Below are 23,852 nucleotides of genomic sequence, written 5' to 3'. Positions count from 1 at the left end.
TCAAGACTGTTTTTTTCGAATTTCAGGTATTTATTGCAGTAGCTTTGATTCGCTAATCATATCCAAAACAAGTAATTAAATACTAGTAAGTTATGAAAGAACCAAAAAACAACATCAAGTACAGTACACCGAAGATAGAATCCCTATTCATTGTACTTGAAGAATCTATTATGGCTGGATCTGTCACAATAGATACGGGTGGAACCGATCAGGATTTATTTGTAAATGATTGGGAGGATGCCAATGACGATCGATACAAAGATGTAGATCTCTAGCTGCTTCAAACCCAGATGACCCGAACATTTGGGAAGACAAATCATTACAATCACCTGGAATACTTAACAAGAACCTCAAAATTTAATTCATCATGTATTCTAAATCAACAACATATTCTATCAGCATAATACTATGTTTTTCCCTATTCCTACTTTTTAATTCCTGCAAAAAGGAGGCAAAAGTTAAGGAGGAGGAAAAAACGCATGCCGGTATTGGGGACACGAAAATAACTTTCGAAATTAAAGGGCTATCCAATAGCATTGATGGCCGTAGTAAGGGCAGCATGGCAAAATCCCCAGATGCCTTATCAACGAATAATGATCAACAGGCTCCCATTGAATCCAGAATCGTATCCTTGAACGGCATAGATGCCATGCTCAGCATCCATGAATTGCCTGTACACTATCAATTAACAGCTTCAGCATCAAAAGCTACCCACCCTGGAATAAAGGCACAGGACTTTAGTACACTCGCTACTGGAACCAAATACAAAATTTTGCTCTTCAATACAGATGGCCACGGCAATCCGACCACGCTTCACGATGAAGTAGAAGGTGTCGTAGGGCCAGAACCACTTAAGATCCAAGCCTATGCAGGAAAGGAGTATCGATGGTATGCCTATACCTTTAACAGCAAATCTCCTATACCACCGTTCGGCGGATTTGATGAACTACCCATTGTTCCATCGGGTGACATCAATGCCTATCGAAAAGATTTTGCCTTCGCCACTGATGTCCTGAATACCTTTCCAGATCAAACAAAGCCGAACATTATCCGCTCGATTATTCTTACACGAAAGACAGCGAGGATGGTCATCGAATATAATACGAAAGGTCTTTTTGCTCAGATCATCTCGGCCAAGGCACGATTGTCCGATGGATCCGGCCAAAATCAACAGGGAAATTTCAACTTTAAAACTGGTAAATACACAAACTTCACCACACATACGGCAGGATTGGAATCCGTGAATGATCAAAGTGTAAGCATCCCTGTCCCAATGGGTGTAGATACGGTGGTTATTCCAAACACCAAAGTACGACAAACCTTCTATGTTCCAACCGATGGGGTCACCCCAATTCAGCTAAAAATTAGTCTCGACACCTTGATGGTAACTTCCCAACTACTGGACGAAGAACTTCAGCCCAAGGAAGTCCAACGTAGCTTCCGGAATAATGTCTTTGAAATTCCAGATTTCGTCGCTACGGAAGGAAAGAGCTACTTCATCTCCATTAAGTTATTGGAATCACCCATTCCAATCGGCACGACACAATGGGCACGTGGAAACACATATATTTATACCAATTCTGCATTTCCAAACGATACCTCCTCAAAATACCAGATTCGGTATGATAATATCATGTACAAGCCAAATACCATCCCCTTTTCAGAATATATCCTAGGATCGGAATTATACTTGCCGAATGGATTAAATGTCTGCGAAGCAATGTATCCACAAGGGTTATGGGATCTTCCCAGTCGTGCGGAATATGAAGAATTGATAAATTATACCAATAAAGAAGTGCTGGAAGATGGATTGCAGAGTTGGTATATACGGGTAAATCCCGATGTGCCCGTACTTGGCCCTCCATCCTATCCTTCAGACCGATTGATTATTGCACCCATGGGAATTAAGGAACCTGGCATTACCATAAGTGCATCCTATTTCCAGCACACCGATTTTTTCTATCTGACATTCGGTTTTATGTGGTACAAAAGTACCGATAACGGAATTGCCCTGCTACAACATACCCATAACCAGCAAGACATCATCAGCTTTGATATTAGACAACCGAACAGAAGAGTTTCTGTAAGGTGCATCCGTAAAAAATAATTCAAATCTACACAGCACCCATCAAGTGCTGTGTAGCTTCTTAATAATTTCCATTTTACCACCAATTTTCCCTAAACTATAACGAAAATCAAGTAAAAGTGGAATGCCTCTCTCCCACTTTCTATCACCGATACCAATAGATGTTTAACAAAAATTTAATTCTGAATACGCCAAAAATTAATATTCCCCTACGGGAACATGCAATAAATAACGTAGAATTACCCACTATCCAGAATATTCTCTCTAAATAAAGCATTTTGAGCCCTAAAATCATTGTTTTGAAAAACTTGAAATTGCTTAACCATTATAATCATACCAAAAACCATCAGTATTTTCCAAATAATTCACAAATTTTCCATCCCTTCTCACATTTCAATTAACAAAAACAATCCTTAACCTCCTTTTTTTACCAATGCGAAGAAATCAAAATCACTATGCTGAATTTTTTGCCGCATTACCTGTTATAAACACCTATTTATTTCAACACTATTTTCTTAAGGGATAATTTTGGTGAAAACATATGAAAAATATAAGGTTAAAACCTTCCTAAATGAAAGTGATTATGAAACAAACCAAATCAAAAAAGACCTATATCGCTCCAATGCTGACGGTCGCCCTCATTGAAATGGAGGAATCCATTGCTGCTGGTTCCATTAACATTGAAACCGGTGGAGCAGATAATGAACCCCTGATGGAAGATTGGTATGATACCCCCGATAACCATTACAAGGATTTTGAAATTTAATCAACAGACAATTCACAGCACATGAAGAAACATATACAAATTATCTCCCTACTTGCCTTGTTCGCAACGATGACATTCTACTCCTGCCGGAAGGATACCGCAGCGTCGGACGCACGCGGAACAATTGCAGGGACTGGCAACAGTAAAATTTCCTTTTCCGTGCAGGGCATGGCAAGCAGAGATGATCAATCCGAAAAAAAATTGAGCACCAGTGCCCGTAGGGCAAAAGGGCCACGCATTATTGCCAGTAAACGAGTTAAACTTGGTCAATTGGACGCCCAAATGACCATAACCGAGACAACAGACGACCTGATGCAAAACCCAAGGACGGGGATCAGGAGCAGTGTTGCCGCTCGTTCCTCGGGCGAAAATAGCGCTGAACGGTTCGTTTCCACCTTAGTTGAAGATACCAAATACCGCGTTGTACTGTACAATGCAGATGAAAGTGGAAACCCAACAACGATACATGATCAGGCTGAGGGAACAATAGGTTCCAATAAATTGGCAATCGCAGCCGATAGAGGAAAAAAATATCGTTGGTATGCGTATACCTATAACAGCGAAGGCGAAATCCCAGCCTATAATGATGCTACCGGAATAATTCCGATCATGCCATCAGGGAACAATGATGTGTTGCGTCAGGATTTCGGTTATGCTACAGGTGTCATCACCACCAATATGGACGATAGCCAACCGAATCTCATTTCCGACATCGTCTTCACCCGTAAAACGGCACGCTTCGTCATTGAATATAACAGCCGGGGAATTTTTTCTGGAATTACCATGGCAACGCCTCGATTTGAAAGCAATAACGGCATGCAGAAAGCAAATTTCCGCCTAAAAGATAGTACGTTGCTGAATTTCTCCAGCGATTTATCGGGATTATCGGTCTACAATAATCACGGAAGGAGTTATCGTGTTCCGGTTGGGACAGACTCTGTTACCATTCCAAATTCAAAGCACCGATTTGCTTTTTTTAGCCCTGTAAATGGTACTTCCCCTGTTGCTCTGACCATTACGACAGATACTATTCGTGCACAGACAAATAGGTTGGATGAAATTACCGGCGAAGAGGAATCCATAATTCGAGGAGTGTACAACAAATCCTTCTCCTTTCCAGCTTTTACACCGGAAGCAGGAAAATCGTACCTCGTTTCCATTAAGATCATCGAATCGGCAATCCGTATCGGAACAACATATTGGGCGCGCGGAAATATATACCGTGATGCTGATGGCCCTGGCAGCATTACAGGCATCAGTGAATATTTCTTCCGATTTGACAACCCGCTATTTGAAGGATTGGTAATTCCTTATACAGATTATTTTACAGACGATATTTACGATGTCGATCGGGGAAAGAATATCTGTGAACTGGTGTACCCCGAAGATACCTGGGACCTCCCTACTGTTGCTCAATTTGAGGAATTAGCAGCACATACCAATAAGGAAATCTATCGAGATCTCAACAACAACTGGGATGTGGAATTCACTTCAGATGATGCCGTACAGGGCTGGCCATTCTACCGCGATGAGCTATTGGAATTTGTACCGGTAGGTTACAGATCGATCTTTGAAGGGCCGATTCTGCAGTTCTTCCCTTCTTCACTAAGTTATGCGTCAACCAAAGGGTATTGGCGGACAAAAACACCAACCATGTTTGCTGTAATGAATTACACCACGGTTCCGTCCTTAATCGTAACACCAGCACCTGGACTTTCAGGAATCTATACGTCGGTGCGTTGCGTACGTAAAAATTAGTTCGTCCATATTTGAAAACCCCTATACATGAGTTGGCAGCCCGAAAGGGTTGCCTTCTTTTTTTCGGGAAGGTGGGTAAAGTGAAGCGTAATCTTGATCCCTACGAAGCACAACATATAGTCAAATTACCAAATGAAAGGAAAAGGATTGCTGATTTACGAAAAAAGCTTCAATCTTTCGATAGAAGCTTTTTCAGCGGAGAGTGAGGGATTCGAACCCCCGAACCTGTGACAGTTAACGGTTTTCAAGACCGCCGCATTCGACCACTCTGCCAACTCTCCGCGACAAAAGTACAAAATCTGTGTTGATCTCCAAATTAAAAGTGAAAATAGTATACCTCGAAAACAGCCCTAAAGCGCAAAGAAACTGATTTTTAATTCTTTATAGCCTCATATTGAAAAACCAAAACTGCATTTTCTGCATCATATAGGATAGCATTTTATCCTATTTTGAAATTTGCAAAAAATATGTACTTGTATTGCAATTAGTTATTCCGATGTACCCAAAAAATAGATAATTTATTTTGCTTTTAAACTCCAAAAGCCTACTTTTGCATAACAAAATCAAGCGCCAATAGCTCAGCTGGATAGAGCAACGGTTTTCTAAACCGTAGGTCTTAGGTTCGAACCCTAATTGGCGTACTTCTTTTTGAAGCCTTTCAAGTTCTTGGAAGGCTTTTTTTATGCCTAACTTTTTGTCAACTCATGTGTTCATTTATTGGATCAACACAAAATCTCTTATGCTAGAGGACAAAAAATTCAACGGAACATTGGTATGGCTAATTATCATTATTCTGGCCGTCATATTGGTGTACATTCTGTATTCTGCCTTTTGGAAAACCACGGAAGAAGTTAAGGAAGGTTTGGGATTTTTATTCGATCACATAAAATCAGGAACTCATGGATGTTAAGCTTAGAAAGACGTTAATATTAATCGCCGTCGTCATTATCCTTATCCTTGCCATCTATTTCGCTTGGCAATATTTCTACGTCAATATACCCGAAGCGGAAATACCGGAATAAAAATGGCAATCTTCATATTACCCAAACTTTTATGCTAGGTGGATATCGTCTAGGCTAATTCTTATTCCCCTCCCCCCTACACAATTTAACCGCACACCTTTCGTTACTTATACGGCCACAAAACTTTCATTTCATGACACTAACTACGGAGCGTTTAATTCTTGAACAGCCTACAGCTGCTGATTTTCAACGGTTTTATGAAATCTATGGCGATCCTGAGACCAATGCGTTCAACCCCTACGGTGGCATGAGTTATGAACGTGCGAACACGATCTTTCCCGAAATATTATCCCATTGGGATATCCATGATTTTGGCCTCTGGAAGATTAAAACAAAGGAATTCCCTGACCGTACAATTGGTTTTGGTGGACTGTCCTGGAAGAAGTATATCTTGGAAGATCGGCTGAATCTTGGGTACCGGTTGGATACAGCCGCCTGGGGAAAGGGTTTTGCGACCGAATTAGCGAATAACGCCATTACCTATGGGTTCAATACGTTGAATAAACCCGAGATATTTGCCATTGTCCGGCCAGCGAACAAGCCTTCGATCCATGTTCTGGAGAAATGTCGGTTTGACCATGTCGGCTACCTGGATGACTTCCCGGGCTTGGAGAAGAGCCTAATATACAAGCTGCAAAGAAAAGCATGATTTGCGCTAAGCCATGGTATCCACTTTGATAATGCTTAACTTTAATGCATACATCAAACACGATCACCATGACGTCCCATCCTTCCAGAAAACCCACGTTAGACAATTACCTCGACAACCATTATGTGCACCGCAGCAATTGGTTGCGAGCCGCTGTGCTAGGCGCCAATGACGGTATTATTTCAGTATCCAGTCTGGCCATTGGAGTTGCGGCGGCGAGCACGTCGCGCGACCCCATCCTGTTGGCCACCATGGCCAGTTTGGTGGCAGGTGCCCTATCCATGGCAGCTGGTGAATATGTGTCGGTAAGTTCACAGACAGATATTGAAAAATCCGATATCGCTCGGGAAGCGGAAGAACTCGCGGAAATGCCGGAAATGGAATTGCAAATGTTAGCCAAGATTTATGAATCAAGGGGGCTTAAGGAAGAAACGGCGATGTTGGTCGCCAAAGAGCTCACTGCGAAAGATGCCCTCGCAGCGCATGTGCGCGATGAATTGGGCATTACGGAAATGAGCCAGGCCAATCCCATTCAAGCCGCTTTGGCATCCGGAGCTGCATTTACGGCAGGTGCGGTTCTGCCACTTTTGGTTACTTTATTGGCACCATTGTCCTACATGGAATATTACCTCTACGTATTCACGATTATTTCCCTCATTGTTTTGGGTGTAGTTTCTGCCAAGACCGGCGGGGCCCCGATAGGGAAAGCCATCATACGCATTGTCATCTGGGGGACTATTGCCATGGGCCTTTCCGCCCTGGTCGGGTATCTCTTCGGTGTTCAGGTATAGGTAAAATGAAAAAATCCCGAAGCGGGGAACTTCGGGATTTTCTAACTAACCAATTATTAACCTAAATTATGAAATTTTACTCAATTACTCTTTTGCTTTTCTATGGGTAATATTACAAACCCCATGCCTAAATTTATCCCTTGCGATACCTTAACATCTTTTAACAATGCTGTTCAGCCGCGCTTTTTAATTCGAAGGGTGTATGTATCTGAAATCACGAAATTCCGAATAAAAAAATCCTGAGGCGGGGAACCTCAGGATTTTCTAACTAACCAATTATTAACCTAAATTATGAAATTTTACTCAATTACTCTTTTGCTTTTCTATGGGTAATATTACAAACCCCATGCCTAAATTTATCCCTTGCGGTACCTTAACATCTTTTAACAATGCTGGTCAACCGCGCTTTTTAATTCGAATGTTGTATGTTTCTGAAATCACGAAATTCCGAATAAAAAAATCCTGAGGCGGGGAACCTCAGGATTTTCTAACTAACCAATTATTAACCTAAATTATGAAATTTTACTCAATTACTCTTTTGCTTTTGTTACTATAGAAACGCAAACCATTTGCCTTTCGTGTCCCGCCATGTATAGATTAACAACTTTTAACAATATCATCAGGGCAATTCCAAATCACTTGAAAGCAGATTTAATACTACAACCAATTAAATATGACATTTGAATAATCTTTCCTAGTATGATTTATCTTAATTTAACTTACCCAACACAGTGAAGATTTAACTGTAAGTGGTTTAAATAGTTATGGAATAAATTAATAGACAATAGAGATGAAAGGAAATAGATTTACAGAGCTAGTCGATATCGCCTATCCGATCGTTCAGGGCCCCTTTGGTGGTCGCGCTTCATCTGTAGCCCTAACACAAGTTGTTTCTGAGATGGGCGGTCTGGGATCCTACGGGTGCCAACCGCACAGTGCTTCGGAAATCATTGAAATTGCAGGCAAGATCAGGGAACAGACGGATAAACCGTTCAATTTAAATTTATGGGTCAATGATTACGATGAGGCTGCGCATACTTTCAGCTCTTCCGATCTGGACCGGATCCTGAGCATCCTGAAACCCTACTTCGAGGAGGTCGGTGCGGAATTCCCCACTTATCCTTTACCTCAGGCTCCCCGCTATGCAGATCAGCTGGAAGCCATCTTTGCCGTTAAGCCACGCGTTTTTTCCTTTGTCTATGGCATTCCATCTTCCGATGTTCTCGAACACTGTAGGCGCTTGAACATCCTTACTTTAGGCACTGCTACCACGGTGGATGAAGCAATTGCCTTAGAAAATGCTGGCGTTGATGCCATCGTTGCCTCAGGTGCCGACGCAGGTGGTCACCGCGTCTCCTTCCTGGATACCCCTGAAAATTCCTTAGTAGGCACCTTTTCCCTGATACCACAAGTTGCGGATGCCGTGAAGATTCCAGTTGTCGCTGCTGGGGGAATCAGCGATGCACGTGGCGTAGGCGCTGCCCTTCAACTCGGAGCGGATGCCGTACAGATCGGCACCGCCTTCTTGGCTACACAGGAGTCGGGAACCAGTCAGGGCCATAAGGATATCCTATTCACCGATAAAGCAAAATATACGACGCTCACCAAAGTTTTTACCGGCAGATTATCCAGGGGGTTGGCCAATAGGCTGACCGAGGAGCTAAAAAACTATCAGGAAGAGATGGCACCCTATCCGCTTCAGGGTAAAATTATCGGAAAACTTGGCGCCTACCCCGCCAATATTGATTCCAACCCGGAGTTAAAATCGCTCTGGGCAGGGCAAGCAGCGGCATTGGTAAAGCATCGGGATGCACGAACCTTGATCACTGAATTAATTAAAGATCTCAACTGGTAATTCCTTAAGATTCAAAATAAATGGAAATCAATGTATGATTTCCATGTTTAAACAGTAAATTTACAGTCACACACTACTATTAATATAAGATGAATCTAAGTAAATTCGACTTCCTCCAGGAGCATGATTTGCGCTTGGAGTTTGAGGATGTAGGTATACCCCTACAGTTTAGTTCTGGTCAAACCGTTGTAGAACCCCACAAGTATATAAAGGTAATCCCATTGGTGTTGAAAGGTTCCATCAAAGTCCTGCGGGAGACTCCGGCAAGGAATGAACTCCTGCTCTATCATATTCGAGCTGGAGAATCCTGTGCCGTGTCCATTTCAACTTCCCTCATGAACAAACTCAGCAATATCAAAGCTGTTGCCGAGGATGATGTAGAATTGGTTGCTATCCCTGCATCCCATGCTACCATCTGGTACGACAAATACCCCAGTTGGAGAATGTTCGTGCTTAAAACATTGAATACTCGCTATGATGAGATCATTTCGACCCTGGACAGCGTAGCGTTTAAACGCGTTGATGAGCGATTGATCGACTACCTCATTTCAAAATCGAAAGTATTGGAAAGCAACCAACTGGTTATCACCCACCAAGAGATTGCAAATGAATTGGCCACCTCCAGAGAGGTGATTTCCCGTATGCTCAAACAGCTGGAACAACGGGGTCAGGTGAAATTATTTCGCAATAAAGTCGAAATTTTATCCTTAATGTGATAAATATCACTGAAAAACAAGAAGATATGGTACATATTTGTATAGTTAATCACCTATACTATTATATTATGACGCAAAATATGGGAACCATAGACAAAGCGATCAGAATCGTTGTTGCTCTAATTATCATCGCGCTATATCTTTTTAAAGTTATTTCCGGCACCTTGGCGATTGTACTTTTGGTCATAGCAGGCATCTTTGTGCTTACCAGTTTCATTGGTGTATGCCCAATTTACAGCCTGCTGGGCATCTCAACGAAAAAAAAGCCCTCCACACAGTAATTGGATTTTTTCTTTCTCCATTTCGCCCATGGTGAAATGGCCGATATAAGAAGTCACATTAACTATTATCTATATACCCCTGACCTCGTTTAACGCCAGTTGAGCGAGGTCTCTTTTTTTCCAATTACCCATATTCAAGAAAATAGCGTTACATTTAGGGGAGATGACGATTACACCTTATTTCACTGCAGCAATAAAATCCGCACACCTGGATTCCGATCAGATCCTCATGGGCAGCAACGAGGAAGCCCTCCAGCTCATGGTGGACTGCTATTACCAAGGGTTCGATCGCATCATACTACAGCGGGAAAATATACATGCCGAATTCTTCGATCTAAAGAATGGAATGGCAGGGGAAATACTTCAAAAATTCGCCAACTATAGGATGCAGCTCCGCATTATTTGAGACTTCGCAACTACCCCCTCTCCTAGCCTTCAGGCGTTTATTGCCGAAAGCAACAGGGGAAGAACCGTTCGTTTTGTGAAGGACCTCGAAGAAGCACTCCAATAGGCTAAATTTTATTTTCCAATGGGTTAAATATTACAATAAATAGTCTACATTTGCCCCTATATCCAAATCAATTATTGCACACATGAAACCCATCTTTCGCAAAATTCTGGCTATCCTCTTGGGGATTGTTATCGGTAGTTTAGTCAACATGTTTCTCGTGAATATCTCCGGCACTATTATTCCACCGCCGATTGATGCCGATGTTACTACTGCCGAGGGACTGAAGGAAGCCATGCACCTATTCCAACCGAAGCATTTCCTGTTTCCATTTCTGGCACATGCCCTGGGCACCTTCGTCGGTGCATTCGTGGCTGCCAAAATTGCCCCAACCAGCAAATTGGCATTCGCCATGGGAATCGCCGTATTTTTCTTTCTGGGAGGACTGGCAGCCGTATTTATGATTCCTTCTCCGCTATGGTTTACCATCGTCGATCTTGCGTTGGCTTATTTCCCAATGGCCTATCTAGCAAAACAATTGGCGGATTGATTCAATCAGCATCCAGCGTATACAGCCCGGCTACCAGCTCGGGCTTTTTTTGTGCATCGACAGTTCTTCTGTTAAAAGATGTTAAGGTATCGCAACGGGAAATTTTAGGCATGGGCTTTGTAATATATCCCATAGAAAAGCAAAAGAGTAATTGAGTAAAATTTCATAATTTAGGTTAATAATTGGTTAGTTAGAAAATCCCGAAGTTCCCCGCTTCGGGATTTTTTTTAAAGCTTCCATGGGACCAGTCGTCCAGTATCACGGCTTTACGATTCATTCCGATCTTATTGAAATAATATAGCATGTAAACCTCATTTTTGCCGACTTGGCACAATATTAGCAATTGTAACATCGTTATTACAATAGATTAAACATATAAAAGGAGTACATATGAATGAATTATTTTTTTCAAGTCTGATTATAGGAGGTTTATTTTTTGGGAATCCATTTCAGGGCGATGCCAATTTAGCGAACGAGCAAAAGCGCATCGAAATGGACCGATTGCATTACCATGGCGAACTAGCTTTATCTTCCTGCAACGACAAGAACAAAATGCATTTCAAAGTGACGGGTGATCAAGTGGAAAAAGGGCTCACATTATTTGTTGACGGTCAGCAAATGCAAACCGGAATTACCGCTGGAACGGAATTCGATATCGATAAATCCCTATTGGAAGGCAAGGAAGCCAAGGTGTGTAACATCACGTTAAAACATGATGCTAATGGACATTGGGAAAATTATGCCCAGTATGCCATCAGTTTTTAGAAGCATATAATTTCTTTCCCTATACTTTATGCCGGGGATCCAATTCATTAACGGATCGTCGGCTTTTTTATTAGCCAGTACAAAAATTACTTCAATTTCCTTATTTTCGATAAAAACCTAGTATGGACGTAAATTTTGAAATTCGGGATCTGATATATATTCGCATCGGGGATACGTTGTTCGATCTGCATAATGATTTTGATTTTTTAGCCCAGGAGATCCAAATGCAGGGAAGCATTCTTAAACTGCATTTTCGATCGAACAGTAACGCTGGGCAACCCCAATCCTGCAAAGGTCTATTTTTCACCGCCTTCAAAGTGAATTATCTAGCTATCACGGAGCCGAACCTGGAATTCCTGGTGGAGGACAGCAGGTTGGATGGAATTACCTTTTATCCTTCTGCCGATCGGCAAACCAATAATGCCCTCATCGATCAGGCGATCCCTACTCCTACTGATGATCTGCTTTTCCAATTCCTCAGTGACCGCGTTGTCCGGATAAAGGCGGACAGAATACATGTGGAAACGTTTTAATTTCCACAGCAAATCCTTTATTTTAGTCCTGAGAATCACACGACGCAGCAATTATGAAAACAGCTACCACCCTCCTGTCAACTTTACTCCTTGCGGCACAGGCGTGCTTTGCACAGGAGACCTTTAAAACGGATGCCGATCATTTACGGATCACCGTAAATGGCGAACTAAAAACTGCACAATGGCGCGTCGACCCGAAAACTCCATTAGCTGTATTCAAGGCAGATTGCAAGTCCAAGAAAAACACCATTACCTATAGTGATGGCAAGGATTCCGTATCCTTTCCAATCCAGGTAGGTCAAAAGGTAGACTTAATCATTGTTAACAGCAAGAATGACACAGCGAGGCAGCAAATCGTCGGTGTGGTACCCAATGTAAATTTTACTGATGAATACGTCAAAAACCACCGGAATAAAACCACAGTTGCCATTCCTGAGGTCAGCGAACTGGTCAATATCCTGATGGCACTACATCAAGATGCGGAAAAGGAAGGGAATATGTTCGACACCAAATCGGACTATTACCAGCGATTGAAAACGCATTTTGCTCCCTACCGCAACCATCCCATGCTTGACACCATTCACAAATACATTGGGGATATGCGCTATCTGGAGCAACATAAATTGCATATCTTTTCCGACGACAATTATGGATACTACTACGCCCTGAAGATGAATGCGGTGAATTACAATTTCGATAAGCAGGGAACGATAAAGAACAACGGAATTATCCGGGAGGCCGCTGCGGGTTGGTATACATTCGATCCGATGAAAGACCTGGCCTTGATGCAGGACTTTGCGAAGAAATCGAATTTCCGAAAATTCTATGCCGACAACAAACCCTATTATGATAGTTTGTTAACGACATACAACCAGCTGAACCACATTGATAAGATGCAGGCCTGGTTAGATAAGAAATTCAATATGCGCTACGGTTCCTACATGATCTATTTTTCACCATTGATCGGCGGGGCACATTCCACGCAACGTTTTTCAGATAATGGTTTGTCTCAGACGGTCATGTACATCCAGAAGGCCAATGCCCTACCAGATAGAAGCCAGGCCCAAAATGAAATCTTTGCCGGCAGGGTCGTCTTTACGGAAATCGATCACAATTATGTAAATCCCACTACGGATCGTTTTGCTGACGCTGTCAACGAAATTTTCAGCCAACGCGAGACTTGGGCCGATGGCAGCATCACCAGTGGTTATTCCACAGCCTACACCGTTTTCAACGAATATATGACCTGGGCTGTTTATTCCCTATATTTGGCAGACCATTACAGCCAGGCAGACCTGGACGAGTACCTCCCGAAAATGGTGAACCAAATGGAGAAAAGCCGTGGGTTCATCAACTTTGGAAGGTTTAACAACGAATTACTGAAGAAATATAACGAGAACAGATCCGCCAGTATGGACAGCCTCTACACACACATGTTGAACTGGGCACGGGCGGAAAATAAAAAAAGCTAAAAAGACAATCCATGAAGCAACCCTTAAAGAACGATCCTGTAGAATGTACCGGAAATTTATTGGCCATGCGCGATACCCTGGAAATTCTGGGTGGAAAATGGAAGCTCCTGATCCTGCATTACCTGATCAGTAGGGAAAAGGAGGTCAATACCTTTAAGAAGATACAACGCGAGATTCTGGGCATTTCTGCCAAGGTCCTGACCAAAGAGTTGAAAGACCTGGAGGCAAATCAGCTCATCGTGCGGGAAGAGATGCCCGGCAAACCCAAGACTGTGGAATACAGCATCAGCGAATACGGCCGCAGTTCCAAAGAAATCATCAATTACCTGGTGGAATGGGGCAAAAACCACAGGAAGCACCTCCTACAGGCGTAATCCTTCGATGAACACATCGGTGAAAATCCGGAAAACCAACCTGCAGATTTTCACCGAATAAACACCTAGATTGACCGAGAAAGTTCAAGTTCTGACCTAAACAGCCTGTTATCACCTTTGATACCACCCTACCTTTGGAGTATCAAATAAACAATAACAATTAAACGATAACATTAAAAGAACTTAATCATGAAAAATCTAGTAAAAACTTTCGCAGTAGCAGGACTATTATTCGCTTCCTCATTGACCGCCTTTGCCATTGACAAGGATAAACTGAACAATGCCGTTGTAGAGAATGTTGTGGAGGAATATGTAAACAGCTCCGTTAGAGGTGATGTCGCTTTCGTAGATCAATTGTTCGATGAGGGCTTCACACAGAAATTCAATACCGAAACCGATCAGCCGGCGCTTTCTCGATCAAAATTCATCCAACAATTGAAGAGAAATGAAGGTGTTACGTACAGCTGTGACGTCGAATCACAAGTGGTGGAGAAATCGGGAAAATACAGCTTGGCCAAAGTAACTTTGGACTTCGGCAACTTTAAACGTACAGATTACCTAACCATGGTGCAGGATGCCGGCGTATGGAAAATCAAGGAAGTAAATTCCGTTTTTAAGTCCAAATAATTGAATTCATTTTATACAGCCTTTCTGCGGTAGCTTTGTACAAAGCTGATAAATTAGGACCGCATAAAAAAGTCTCCAAAATTGATGGAGACTTTTTTATTTTCAAATATTTTACCGTTCCCAGAACATCGGCGGTTCGATGCCCAGCGCCCGCAGGTACACATAGCCTTGCGCCCGGTGATGGACTTCATTGTCCATAAAATACAAGAGATTCTCATAGATTGGTGCATTGAATTGGCCGAACAGATTATAATTTTCGGGGAACTGCTCAGGTTTCAATTGCTTATACGCTTCAGTGATCAATGGCGTCTGTCTGTCCCATTCCGCCAGCAATTCCGCTTTTGTAGCCTGCGGGAGGTCATGAGAGTATCCGTCTGTTTTATTGGCGATAATACCTTCCAACCCCGGAAGGGCAATACTGAGGAGTTCCTTGATCAAATCGGCAAAGGTACGCATCCCACCGATACGGAATTCAAAAAGATCCTTCTCCGGGAATTTTTCGATTGTTTTTCTAGTCAGGTTCCTATGGCCTTGCCAATGATTCAGAAACTGCTCTTGGGTCATAAATGCTGTGCTCATAATCGTTCGTATTTTGTTTATACCAAAGGTAATGGCCAGTGATGACAACCCTTTGTCAACAGCATTCACTTCATCTATAACATCCGCCCTACCGGATATAGCAAGTGCGTTTTTTCGTATGCCGGTGTTTGCCTGTAGATCCAGTCCAATTGCAGCCGCGCTTCCTCCATCATTTTAGGATCTGCGCGTTTGGCATCGTCGAAACGTTTCTTGAGTTCCGCATCTTTTGCAAGCAAATCTGCAGCGGTATCCTCGAAGATATAGGCTGAGAAATATTCCTTCTGCGAGAGGATGGCATCAAAGAAATTCCAGTTGAAAAAGGAATCCATTCCTTGGGGCTCCAGGGTTTCTATGATATAGCGGTTCATTGGTTGATTCGTCTCGATTAACCAATCCCCGGCATAGTAAGGTATCTCCATCCTTTCCGTACACACCTCAACCGAATGGTGCGGATAATGCCCTTCATACGCATTGGGATACGTTTTATAGCCTGTAATATAATACATTTCCACTGTCAGAACCGTATCCTTTGCCAACGGCTCCATCTTGACTCCGTTCAGCTGCATCAACTCAACGATCCGATCATACCCTTGGGGAAGGACATACGCTTTCGGTTTTTGCACAACAACCTTTGGCTTATACGTCGTATAGTACGGAACCTGCTTGGTAAACGGTTTCGTGCGGTCATAGAACAACCTATCCTTTCCTGACACGGCACTTGCACGTTTCCCCGAGGCATAGCCCATAAATGAAATGGTATCGACATGCTCCTCATCCAACTCCCAGCTGATGGGGAAAGATTGCTGTTCGGACACTTCCGCTTTGATATCATTCCGTAGGGCTACCAGCGTCTTGGCTTCCGCAACGGCGACCTCAAATAAATTCTTCATTAGGAGATACGTCGATTCCACCCGTTGCTTGTAGGGTTTCCACATATGCGTCTCCGGCATATAACCGATAGTATTATGCAGGGCGGCATAGCCCGTGGAATACCGCGGACTTTCCAGAAAGGACACCAGACCCGACTCGGGGGTTTCGCCCTTGGAATCCACATACGGGATCATGGGAAATCCGGCAGCTTTCATCCGTGTGTAGAGCACATCGGTGAAGCGCTCCTTCATATAGGGCGCAAGCTTGGGATGCAATTTATCCTTATGGGTCTCGATCAACGTCATGACATATTGGTAATCGGCACCGTTGCTGGTATGGGTATCAAAGAACACATCCGGGTCCCAGGTGGAGAACACCTGTTGGAAGAGCCTTGAATTGCGGGTGTCGCCTTTTATAAAATCCCTATTGAGGTCATAATGCTGACGAGATCCGCGGAAACCATAGGCATCGGGGCCATTCTGGTTTGCTCGGGTGACACCGCGATCCAACATCCCCGAAATATTGTAGACCGGGATTACACAGAGTACGAGGTCCTTCGGCAAATGTTCTGCTTTCAGGATATCACGGATAAACATCATCGATGCATCGATCCCTTCCGGTTCTCCCGGATGGATTCCATTGTTGATGAACATCACGGCCTTACCCTTTGCCTTGATGCTTTGCGGATCGAAATCCCCATCCTTAGAAAGCACGATCAACTGCAGCGGCTTCCCCGTATCCGTCGGACCGATATCGATCAGCTTGGCATCCGTACGCCCTGCCAGTAATTTATCGTAATAGGTACGCAATTCCGCATACGTGACGGTTGTATTTCCATTCTTATCGAGTTCATAGGGCGTCTTTTGGGCAAGTCCTTCCATAGTTGTTGTCGTTAGTGCGGCCATCAAAGCGAGTTTATAGATCGATTTCAGCATTTCATAGATTGATTATAACATAAAGGTAGGGATAAGTAATGATTTTTGGGAGATGGAATGGTGATCCATATTAAGCATTTAAATCTATCCATATGGAGGTTATATTTCTTATATTCATTCGAGCAATCATAGATACACCTGCTTCACTCCAATCTACCATTTTCATCGCAAATTATCCATTATTTTATCGAATCCATAAGCCCACCACGCTCTCGCCATATGCATTCCGCAATTTGGGTACGGCCACTGTTGCCATATCCGAAATCAATTGCCGGTACGGAAACCGCTGTCAGCTTATCTGGACCTTGTCTGAGGTGCATCCGAGATGCGTTCGAAGTGCTACCGTGGTGAGAGCGTGCCATGGACACGCTCTCACCACGCTCTCAGTACGCTCTCACCTCGCTCTCATGTCAGACAAGGTCCAGACCTGTCTTTCAAGGAAAAAGAAGGGGAAATCAGGAAAAATAGCCCCTGAGACTTCATATAGCGCGATTATTGACCAAAAAACAACATGAGCAATAAGCGTTTATAATGGTATTCTGGTCAGCGTGATTACCGCAAACGCGGGAAAAGTCGGAAAAGGAACATTTGGTGGAGTTTGGAAGAAAGAAAATGTATCCATTGCGCATATAATTAAACCTTCTAAAATAGTTACACCCCTGACGGGGTTGCATGGCGCAAAATAGCACGAAATAATGCTTGCATAGATTTGACTGGAATTTTTCCGTCACATATTTATATACGCGGATTGGTTTTGAGAAAGAGAAAAAAAAACATTAATCCTCTTTACCCTTATAATTCCCATTCCTTTGCACCCCAAGCCCCCAAAGAAAAATCATCCTACAAAAAAAGCTGCCCAAGGGCAGCTTTCCATATATTCCGTATGCAGTCAGTCTTAATTCTAACTACTAACTACTAAATACTAATTCTGATTGGCACGAATGATATTCAATGCACCACCAGCTTTGAACCACTGGATCTGTTGTTCGTTGTATGTGTGGTTTGCCAAGATTTCTTCTGTGGTACCATCTTCGTGGTGAAGAACGATCGTCAATGGTTTGTTCGGAGCGAATTCTGTCAAACCGATGATATCGATGGTATCGTTTTCTTGGATTTTATCGTAATCATCCTTGTTATCGAAAGTCAATCCCAACATACCTTGTTTTTTCAAGTTCGTTTCGTGGATACGAGCGAAAGATTTCACCAATACCGCGCGAACGCCCAAGTGACGAGGCTCCATGGCTGCGTGCTCACGGGAAGAACCCTCACCGTAGTTTTCATCACCTACAACGATCGAACCGACGCCTTGCGCTTTGTAATCACGCTGAGTCGCTGGAACTGGTCCATACTCACCTGTCAATTGGTTTTTCACGTTATCTGTTTTCTCGTTGAAGTAGTTTACAGCACCGATCAACATGTTGTTGGAAATGTTATCCAAGTGACCGCGGTATTTCAACCAAGGACCTGCCATCGAGATGTGGTCAGTTGTACATTTACCTTTCGCTTTGATCAATAATTTCAAGCCTTTAAGGTCTGTACCTTCCCAAGGTTTGAAAGGCTCCAATAATTGAAGACGATCAGAAGTTGGTGATACATCGACAACCACATCAGAACCGTCAGCCGCAGGTGCTTGGTATCCTGGATCATCAACTGCGAAACCTTTTTCCGGCAATTCATCACCTGTAGGTGGATCCAATTTCACTTGTTCACCATCTTTGTTGGTCAATGTGTCCGTCAATGGGTTGAAACCTAGGTCTCCGGAAATCGCGATCGCTGCAACCATCTCTGGAGATGTTACGAATGCGAACGTATTCGGGTTACCATCGGCACGTTTAGCGAAGTTACGGTTGAACGAGTGAACGATCGTGTTCTTCTCTTGTTTGTCCGCACCTGCACGATCCCACATACCGATACATGGACCACATGCATTGGTAAAGATCGTTGCGTTCAAGTCTTCGAAAGTTTTCAATAGACCGTCGCGATCAGCTGTGAAACGAACCTGCTCAGAACCTGGGTTGATACCAAATTCAGCTTTCGTTACCAATCCTTTTTCAACCGCTTGGCGAGCGATGGATGCAGCGCGAGACAAATCCTCGTAAGAAGAGTTTGTACACGAACCGATCAATCCCCACTCTACACGTGTAGGCCATCCGTTCTTACCAGCCTCTTCGCGCATGCGGGAGATTGGCGTATATAAATCCGGAGTGAATGGACCGTTCAAAGAAGGTTCCAATTCCGAAAGGTTGATTTCGATCAATTGATCGAAGTATTGTTCAGGGTTAGCATAAACCTCAGGGTCAGCAGTAAGGTGTTGTTTGATCGCATTAGCCGCATCAGCAACCTCTGCACGGTCCGTAGCGCGCAAGTAACGCTCCATAGACGCATCGTAACCGAATGTCGAAGTCGTAGCACCGATCTCCGCACCCATGTTACAGATCGTACCTTTACCTGTACAAGAAAGGGACTCTGCACCTTCACCGAAATATTCAACGATAGCACCAGTACCACCTTTTACAGTAAGGATACCAGCAACTTTCAAGATCACATCTTTAGGCGCTGCCCATCCGGAAAGCTTGCCTGTTAATTTTACACCGATAAGTTTCGGGAATTTAAGCTCCCAAGGTAATCCTGCCATCACGTCACATGCATCCGCACCACCAACACCGATAGCAACCATACCCAAACCACCCGCATTCACGGTGTGGGAATCCGTACCGATCATCATACCACCTGGGAAAGCATAGTTCTCCAAGACAACTTGGTGAATGATACCTGCACCCGGTTTCCAGAATCCGATACCGTATTTGTTCGATACAGAACTCAAGAAGTTGAATACTTCAGAACTTTCTGTTTTTGCACGGTTCAAATCCTCTGCTGCTCCGTCACGCGCTTGGATCAAGTGGTCACAGTGTACAGTGGAAGGAACGGCAACCTTTGGACGACCTGCTTGCATGAACTGCAATAAAGCCATCTGCGCGGTAGCATCCTGCATCGCTACACGGTCCGGTGCAAAATCAACGTATGATTTTCCACGCTCATAAGCCTCAGCTGCATTACCATCCCAAAGGTGTGCATACAAAATTTTCTCAGATAGTGTCAATGGTTTGTTTACAACCTGACGAGCTGCATTGATACGCTCATCATATTGTGCATAAACCTTTTTGATCATGTCTATATCAAAAGCCATTTATTTTTAGTTTAATGATGATTTATTAAATTCAATTCACATGCGCTTAAGTTGATCTGCGCTACGCAAAAATACAAAAAAAACATCGCGTTATACGCATTTCTGCCACCCTAAGCTAATTTGGAAAAATTCTAAACAGCGCCCTAAACCGCTTGTACTGTAGGGTCTACCGCTTTTAAATCCTTTACTGTCTGAATCGGGTCAGCAGCGTTGAACACGAAGCTCCCCGCAACGAGCACATCGGCACCCGCAGCCAGTAATTTGCCCGCATTGCTTAAGCCTACTCCCCCGTCGATCTCGATCAGTACATCCGTATTGTTCTCCACCGCCAGCGCACGTAATTCCTTCACCTTCGCGTAGGTACGCTCAATGAACTTCTGTCCTCCAAATCCCGGGTTTACCGACATCAAGCAGACCAGGTCGATATCCTGGATCACATCCTTCAACAGGGAAACTGGTGTATGCGGGTTCAGCGCAACACCGGCCTTACATCCCAATTCCTTGATCGCCGCCAAGGTGCGGTGCAAGTGCGTACAAGCTTCGTAGTGCACGGTAATGACTTCGGCACCATTGTCCTTGCAAGCCTGCAGGTAACGGTCCGGATCAACGATCATCAAGTGTACATCCAAAGGTTTCTTGGCATGTTTGGCAATGGCGCTCATCACGGGAAATCCAAAGGAGATATTCGGCACGAAGACACCATCCATGATGTCGATGTGAAACCAATCCGCTTCGCTGTCATTGATCATCTTCACGTCTCTTTCCAGATTCGCAAAATCAGCAGCCAAAACCGATGGGGCAATTAAATGGGAGTGTGTGGACATTTCTTTAATTTTTTGCAAAGATAACAGTAATTCCGCGCTATTTGAAAAATAGAGCCGTTTTCAGCGGAATTGCTACATTCCTTTAACAAAACTGCAGTAAACTGCTCGTACTGAAGCCACCGAAATCGAAAACCAACCCCAGCAGACCATTAAAAAGAACTGGTTTTGCCGTAAATTCCCTACATTTGTTTGAATAGAACGCTTTAAAATCGAACTGTGGCTAAACTAAAGATAAACTACCCTAAGGATAAGATTCAACAAAACTCCACCGTATGGAAATACGGCATGGTCGTGCTGACCATCATCCTGATCTGTATATTCCTGCCCAAGCAGCCCCGCTTCCGCTATGAATACCAGAAAGGAAAGCCTTGGAACCATGAGAACCTGACCTCGCCCTATAACTTCGCCATCCTGAAGACGGCCGAAGAAATGGAACGCGACAGGCAGTTTATCCTGAAGACCATACAGCCCATCTACAACCTGAACGATGTTGCCAGCAAGGAACAGATCGACCAGTTCAATACGGACCTGAACGAGAAATGGCAGGCCAGCCAATTGGACTCGACCGAATCCGGCGAGATCACCGATTACCGCGAGGTCGGAACTGCACTCCTCACCTACATTTATGAGCGGGGCGTGATCTCCCTCAACAACAGGTACCAGAACAAGGGCAGCGACACAACCAAGAACGACCCGACCTCCCTCGAATATAATTTTGTGCTGGTGCACGACAACATTGCCCAGCAGAAGAATACCGTAGATTGCTTTACGATTGAATCGGCATCCCATTACATTGTCGGTGCGCTGGAAAAGAACAAACTGATCTCGCGAAAGCGCTGGTTGGCCGAAGTACTGAAGAATTACATTACCATCAACTATGTCTTCAACGAAAGCCAGACCAATAAGGTAGAACAGACGGCGCTGGCCAATATTTCCACCACGCGCGGGATGGTGCAGAAGGATGAGCTCATTGCCGAGCAGGGCAAGATCATCAACAACGATGCCTACCAGAAACTTGAATCGTTGCGCCGCGTATTTGAGGACGAATCCCGCATCAGTGGCGAGCAGAACCTCGTGACTTTTGGGCATTTCATCCTGATCTCGCTGGCGATGGCGCTCCTGATGGTGTTCCTATATTTCTTCCGGAGGGATATCTTCAACAACAACCGGTTGTTGTTCATTATCTTCATCGTTATCCTGGTCATGCTGGGTGTACTGAGCTGGGCAATCAAGATCAAGATCCCGAGCCTGTATTACATTCCATATTGTTCGGTACCGATTATCTTCCGTTTGTTATTCGATACGCGGATTGCCCTCAATATCCATATCCTGATGGTATTGGTGGCCGGACTGTTCGTGCCGAACAGCTTCGACTTCGTATTCCTGCAATTTACCGCCGGCATGGTGGCCATCTATAGCATCCGGACCCTGGTTAAGCGAGAGCAGTTCCTTGTATCGAGTGTGCTGATCTTGGCGACCTACATCCTGGCGTATGTCGGTTTGGTCCTTACCCGGAACGGAACCTTTGCATCGATCTATTGGCAGGACATCCTACCGTTCACCGTGAGTGTCGGCCTGACCCTCCTCGCCTATCCGCTGATCTATGCCTTCGAGAAACTTTTCGGTATTGTGTCCGACCTGACGTTGATGGAACTGACCAACTCCAATTCTAGGTTATTACGCGAGCTGTCGCTTAAGGCACCAGGCACTTTCCAGCACTCCCTGCAGGTGGCAAACCTGGCGGAGGCCGCAATTTATAAGATCGGTGGAAATCCGTTATTGGTGCGCGCAGGAGCGCTGTACCACGATATCGGGAAGATGATCAACCCGCTGTACTTTATCGAGAACCAGAAAACGAACGATAACCCACACGAGGAGCTGACACCGGAACAGAGTGCGCAGATCATTATCTCGCACGTCCTGAAGGGTATCGAGATGGCCCGCAAGAACCAGATGCCTGAGGTGGTGGTCGACTTTATCCGTACCCACCACGGTACGACCAAAGTGGATTACTTCTACAACCTGGCGGTGAAGGCAAACCCGGATAAGGTGATCGATGAATCGACATTTAAATACCCTGGCCCCGTGCCCTTTTCCAAGGAAACCGCTGTCCTGATGATGGCCGACTCTGTGGAGGCTGCATCCCGTGCCCTGAAGGAACCGACCGAGGAATCCATCAACAACCTGGTCGATAAAATCATTGACCACAAGTTGATGCAGCGGCAGTTCCAGAATGCGGATATCACGATGCGCGAAATCTCGGAATCTGCCAAGATCTTCAAGTCGATGCTCAAGAGCATCTATCACGTCAGGATCGATTACGACCTGAGCAAGAAGAAGGATAGCTAAAAAAACAAATTGGTAGTCAGAAGGTTGCTCTGGAAAGCATAGAAATTGCCAATTTTTACGTAAATCGACTTTGCGAAATGATTTTTTTGCGTTATGTTTGCACTGTCGAAACCCGGAGAGGTGCCTGAGTGGCCGAAAGGAACAGTTTGCTAAACTGTCGTACTGGAAACGGTACCGCGGGTTCGAATCCCGCCCTCTCCGCAAAGATAAATTAAAACCCGACTGTTAAGTCGGGTTTTTGTTGTTTATAGGGGTTTGCCAAACTTGTTTGAGCAAATCCCTATAAACAACAAAACGAGCGAGCCTGCGAGCGTGGTTTTAATTTATCTTTTAGCCTCCCCCCATTCGGGATCGCCGTAGGCAATCCCGCCCGCTAAAACCGAGTTCAAACTGGAGTCGATACCTTAAATTCTTT

21 protein-coding genes, 3 tRNA genes and 1 pseudogene are annotated in these 23,852 nt (G+C 44.2%); 20 read left to right on the top strand and 5 right to left on the bottom strand.

Annotated elements, in window-relative coordinates; all coding sequences use genetic code 11:
* Positions 1-92 precede the first annotated feature (92 nt).
* The 4 genes from G6N79_RS09965 to G6N79_RS09950 all read left to right on the top strand — a co-directional run bounded on the left by G6N79_RS09965 (position 93) and on the right by G6N79_RS09950 (position 4,610).
* Positions 93-275 (top strand): hypothetical protein, encoded by a 183-nt coding sequence (locus G6N79_RS09965; protein ID WP_103907181.1) that lies wholly within the window; start codon positions 93-95, stop codon positions 273-275.
* Positions 276-367: 92 nt separating this feature from the next.
* The gene (locus G6N79_RS09960) at positions 368-2,107 is read left to right on the top strand and encodes a hypothetical protein (RefSeq protein ID WP_103907180.1); all 1,740 of its coding nucleotides are present in this window, start codon (positions 368-370) and stop codon (positions 2,105-2,107) included.
* 562 nt (positions 2,108-2,669) lie between these two features.
* Positions 2,670-2,852: a hypothetical protein gene (locus tag G6N79_RS09955; protein WP_103907274.1), complete on the top strand. Its 183-nt coding sequence runs from the start codon at positions 2,670-2,672 to the stop codon at positions 2,850-2,852.
* Between the two features lie 21 nt (positions 2,853-2,873).
* On the top strand, positions 2,874-4,610 hold the full coding sequence (locus G6N79_RS09950; RefSeq protein ID WP_103907179.1) for a hypothetical protein: 1,737 nt from the start codon (positions 2,874-2,876) through the stop codon (positions 4,608-4,610).
* A gap of 196 nt (positions 4,611-4,806) precedes the next feature.
* On the opposite strand, the gene G6N79_RS09945 is transcribed toward G6N79_RS09950, so the two are convergent.
* Positions 4,807-4,891, bottom strand: a tRNA-Ser gene (locus G6N79_RS09945).
* A 286-nt stretch (positions 4,892-5,177) separates the two neighbouring features.
* Here G6N79_RS09945 and G6N79_RS09940 point away from each other — a divergent pair.
* From G6N79_RS09940 to G6N79_RS09880, 14 genes and pseudogenes are all read left to right on the top strand, one after another.
* Positions 5,178-5,251: transfer RNA gene (locus G6N79_RS09940), tRNA-Arg, on the top strand.
* Positions 5,252-5,509: 258 nt separating this feature from the next.
* Positions 5,510-5,632, top strand: a complete 123-nt coding sequence (locus G6N79_RS17700; RefSeq protein WP_262508102.1) for a hypothetical protein — start codon at positions 5,510-5,512, stop codon at positions 5,630-5,632.
* Positions 5,633-5,765: 133 nt separating this feature from the next.
* The gene (locus tag G6N79_RS09935; protein ID WP_103907178.1) at positions 5,766-6,281 is read left to right on the top strand and encodes a GNAT family N-acetyltransferase; all 516 of its coding nucleotides are present in this window, start codon (positions 5,766-5,768) and stop codon (positions 6,279-6,281) included.
* 44 nt (positions 6,282-6,325) lie between these two features.
* The gene (locus G6N79_RS09930) at positions 6,326-7,072 is read left to right on the top strand and encodes a VIT1/CCC1 transporter family protein (protein ID WP_234993236.1); all 747 of its coding nucleotides are present in this window, start codon (positions 6,326-6,328) and stop codon (positions 7,070-7,072) included.
* Positions 7,073-7,862: 790 nt separating this feature from the next.
* Entirely contained in the window at positions 7,863-8,927 is a 1,065-nt protein-coding gene (locus tag G6N79_RS09925; RefSeq protein WP_103907177.1) for an NAD(P)H-dependent flavin oxidoreductase, read from the top strand.
* A gap of 89 nt (positions 8,928-9,016) precedes the next feature.
* The gene (locus tag G6N79_RS09920) at positions 9,017-9,643 is read left to right on the top strand and encodes a Crp/Fnr family transcriptional regulator (RefSeq protein WP_103907176.1); all 627 of its coding nucleotides are present in this window, start codon (positions 9,017-9,019) and stop codon (positions 9,641-9,643) included.
* A gap of 68 nt (positions 9,644-9,711) precedes the next feature.
* Positions 9,712-9,924 carry a YgaP family membrane protein gene (locus G6N79_RS09915; protein WP_103907175.1) on the top strand — a complete coding sequence of 71 codons (213 nt, stop codon included), beginning with the start codon at positions 9,712-9,714 and terminating at the stop codon, positions 9,922-9,924.
* Between the two features lie 163 nt (positions 9,925-10,087).
* A pseudogene (locus tag G6N79_RS09910) lies at positions 10,088-10,435 on the top strand (DUF4180 domain-containing protein).
* An 82-nt stretch (positions 10,436-10,517) separates the two neighbouring features.
* The gene (locus tag G6N79_RS09905; RefSeq protein WP_103907174.1) at positions 10,518-10,922 is read left to right on the top strand and encodes a hypothetical protein; all 405 of its coding nucleotides are present in this window, start codon (positions 10,518-10,520) and stop codon (positions 10,920-10,922) included.
* A 390-nt stretch (positions 10,923-11,312) separates the two neighbouring features.
* Positions 11,313-11,687 (top strand): hypothetical protein, encoded by a 375-nt coding sequence (locus tag G6N79_RS09900; protein WP_103907173.1) that lies wholly within the window; start codon positions 11,313-11,315, stop codon positions 11,685-11,687.
* Between the two features lie 122 nt (positions 11,688-11,809).
* On the top strand, positions 11,810-12,220 hold the full coding sequence (locus G6N79_RS09895; protein ID WP_103907172.1) for a hypothetical protein: 411 nt from the start codon (positions 11,810-11,812) through the stop codon (positions 12,218-12,220).
* 53 nt (positions 12,221-12,273) lie between these two features.
* Positions 12,274-13,692, top strand: coding sequence for a DUF4932 domain-containing protein (locus G6N79_RS09890; protein ID WP_103907171.1), 1,419 nt, complete (start codon positions 12,274-12,276; stop codon positions 13,690-13,692).
* Positions 13,693-13,703: 11 nt separating this feature from the next.
* The gene (locus G6N79_RS09885; protein ID WP_103907170.1) at positions 13,704-14,066 is read left to right on the top strand and encodes a winged helix-turn-helix transcriptional regulator; all 363 of its coding nucleotides are present in this window, start codon (positions 13,704-13,706) and stop codon (positions 14,064-14,066) included.
* Between the two features lie 189 nt (positions 14,067-14,255).
* Positions 14,256-14,693 carry a nuclear transport factor 2 family protein gene (locus tag G6N79_RS09880; protein WP_103907169.1) on the top strand — a complete coding sequence of 146 codons (438 nt, stop codon included), beginning with the start codon at positions 14,256-14,258 and terminating at the stop codon, positions 14,691-14,693.
* Positions 14,694-14,804: 111 nt separating this feature from the next.
* Here G6N79_RS09880 and G6N79_RS09875 read toward each other — a convergent pair whose 3' ends face one another.
* The 4 genes from G6N79_RS09875 to rpe all read right to left on the bottom strand — a co-directional run bounded on the left by G6N79_RS09875 (position 14,805) and on the right by rpe (position 21,088).
* On the bottom strand, positions 14,805-15,272 hold the full coding sequence (locus G6N79_RS09875) for a DinB family protein (protein ID WP_103907168.1): 468 nt from the start codon (positions 15,270-15,272) through the stop codon (positions 14,805-14,807).
* A 74-nt stretch (positions 15,273-15,346) separates the two neighbouring features.
* Complete coding sequence (locus G6N79_RS09870; RefSeq protein WP_146060648.1) at positions 15,347-17,077, bottom strand: M14 family zinc carboxypeptidase; 1,731 nt, start codon at positions 17,075-17,077, stop codon at positions 15,347-15,349.
* A gap of 922 nt (positions 17,078-17,999) precedes the next feature.
* The gene (locus G6N79_RS09865) at positions 18,000-20,264 is read right to left on the bottom strand and encodes an aconitate hydratase (protein WP_103907167.1); all 2,265 of its coding nucleotides are present in this window, start codon (positions 20,262-20,264) and stop codon (positions 18,000-18,002) included.
* Between the two features lie 143 nt (positions 20,265-20,407).
* Entirely contained in the window at positions 20,408-21,088 is a 681-nt protein-coding gene (gene rpe, locus G6N79_RS09860) for a ribulose-phosphate 3-epimerase (protein WP_103907166.1), read from the bottom strand.
* 216 nt (positions 21,089-21,304) lie between these two features.
* On the opposite strand from rpe, the gene G6N79_RS09855 reads away from it, so the two are divergent.
* Positions 21,305-23,437 (top strand): HD family phosphohydrolase, encoded by a 2,133-nt coding sequence (locus G6N79_RS09855; protein ID WP_103907165.1) that lies wholly within the window; start codon positions 21,305-21,307, stop codon positions 23,435-23,437.
* Positions 23,438-23,551: 114 nt separating this feature from the next.
* Positions 23,552-23,638, top strand: a tRNA-Ser gene (locus G6N79_RS09850).
* Positions 23,639-23,852 lie beyond the last annotated feature (214 nt).

The organism is Sphingobacterium lactis (assembly GCF_011046555.1).
GTDB lineage: Bacteria > Bacteroidota > Bacteroidia > Sphingobacteriales > Sphingobacteriaceae > Sphingobacterium > Sphingobacterium lactis.
Note: the sequence above shows the minus strand (reverse complement) of the source record. Positions and strands in the feature narration are given on the sequence as shown.

Coding starts and splice junctions, on each gene's coding strand:
- G6N79_RS09965 (WP_103907181.1), top strand. CDS start 93: ATGAAAGAACCAAAAAACAACATCAAGTACAGTACACCGAAGATAGAA.
- G6N79_RS09960 (WP_103907180.1), top strand. CDS start 368: ATGTATTCTAAATCAACAACATATTCTATCAGCATAATACTATGTTTT.
- G6N79_RS09955 (WP_103907274.1), top strand. CDS start 2,670: ATGAAACAAACCAAATCAAAAAAGACCTATATCGCTCCAATGCTGACG.
- G6N79_RS09950 (WP_103907179.1), top strand. CDS start 2,874: ATGAAGAAACATATACAAATTATCTCCCTACTTGCCTTGTTCGCAACG.
- G6N79_RS17700 (WP_262508102.1), top strand. CDS start 5,510: ATGGATGTTAAGCTTAGAAAGACGTTAATATTAATCGCCGTCGTCATT.
- G6N79_RS09935 (WP_103907178.1), top strand. CDS start 5,766: ATGACACTAACTACGGAGCGTTTAATTCTTGAACAGCCTACAGCTGCT.
- G6N79_RS09930 (WP_234993236.1), top strand. CDS start 6,326: ATGCATACATCAAACACGATCACCATGACGTCCCATCCTTCCAGAAAA.
- G6N79_RS09925 (WP_103907177.1), top strand. CDS start 7,863: ATGAAAGGAAATAGATTTACAGAGCTAGTCGATATCGCCTATCCGATC.
- G6N79_RS09920 (WP_103907176.1), top strand. CDS start 9,017: ATGAATCTAAGTAAATTCGACTTCCTCCAGGAGCATGATTTGCGCTTG.
- G6N79_RS09915 (WP_103907175.1), top strand. CDS start 9,712: ATGACGCAAAATATGGGAACCATAGACAAAGCGATCAGAATCGTTGTT.
- G6N79_RS09905 (WP_103907174.1), top strand. CDS start 10,518: ATGAAACCCATCTTTCGCAAAATTCTGGCTATCCTCTTGGGGATTGTT.
- G6N79_RS09900 (WP_103907173.1), top strand. CDS start 11,313: ATGAATGAATTATTTTTTTCAAGTCTGATTATAGGAGGTTTATTTTTT.
- G6N79_RS09895 (WP_103907172.1), top strand. CDS start 11,810: ATGGACGTAAATTTTGAAATTCGGGATCTGATATATATTCGCATCGGG.
- G6N79_RS09890 (WP_103907171.1), top strand. CDS start 12,274: ATGAAAACAGCTACCACCCTCCTGTCAACTTTACTCCTTGCGGCACAG.
- G6N79_RS09885 (WP_103907170.1), top strand. CDS start 13,704: ATGAAGCAACCCTTAAAGAACGATCCTGTAGAATGTACCGGAAATTTA.
- G6N79_RS09880 (WP_103907169.1), top strand. CDS start 14,256: ATGAAAAATCTAGTAAAAACTTTCGCAGTAGCAGGACTATTATTCGCT.
- G6N79_RS09875 (WP_103907168.1), bottom strand. CDS start 15,272: ATGAGCACAGCATTTATGACCCAAGAGCAGTTTCTGAATCATTGGCAA.
- G6N79_RS09870 (WP_146060648.1), bottom strand. CDS start 17,077: ATGCTGAAATCGATCTATAAACTCGCTTTGATGGCCGCACTAACGACA.
- G6N79_RS09865 (WP_103907167.1), bottom strand. CDS start 20,264: ATGGCTTTTGATATAGACATGATCAAAAAGGTTTATGCACAATATGAT.
- rpe (WP_103907166.1), bottom strand. CDS start 21,088: ATGTCCACACACTCCCATTTAATTGCCCCATCGGTTTTGGCTGCTGAT.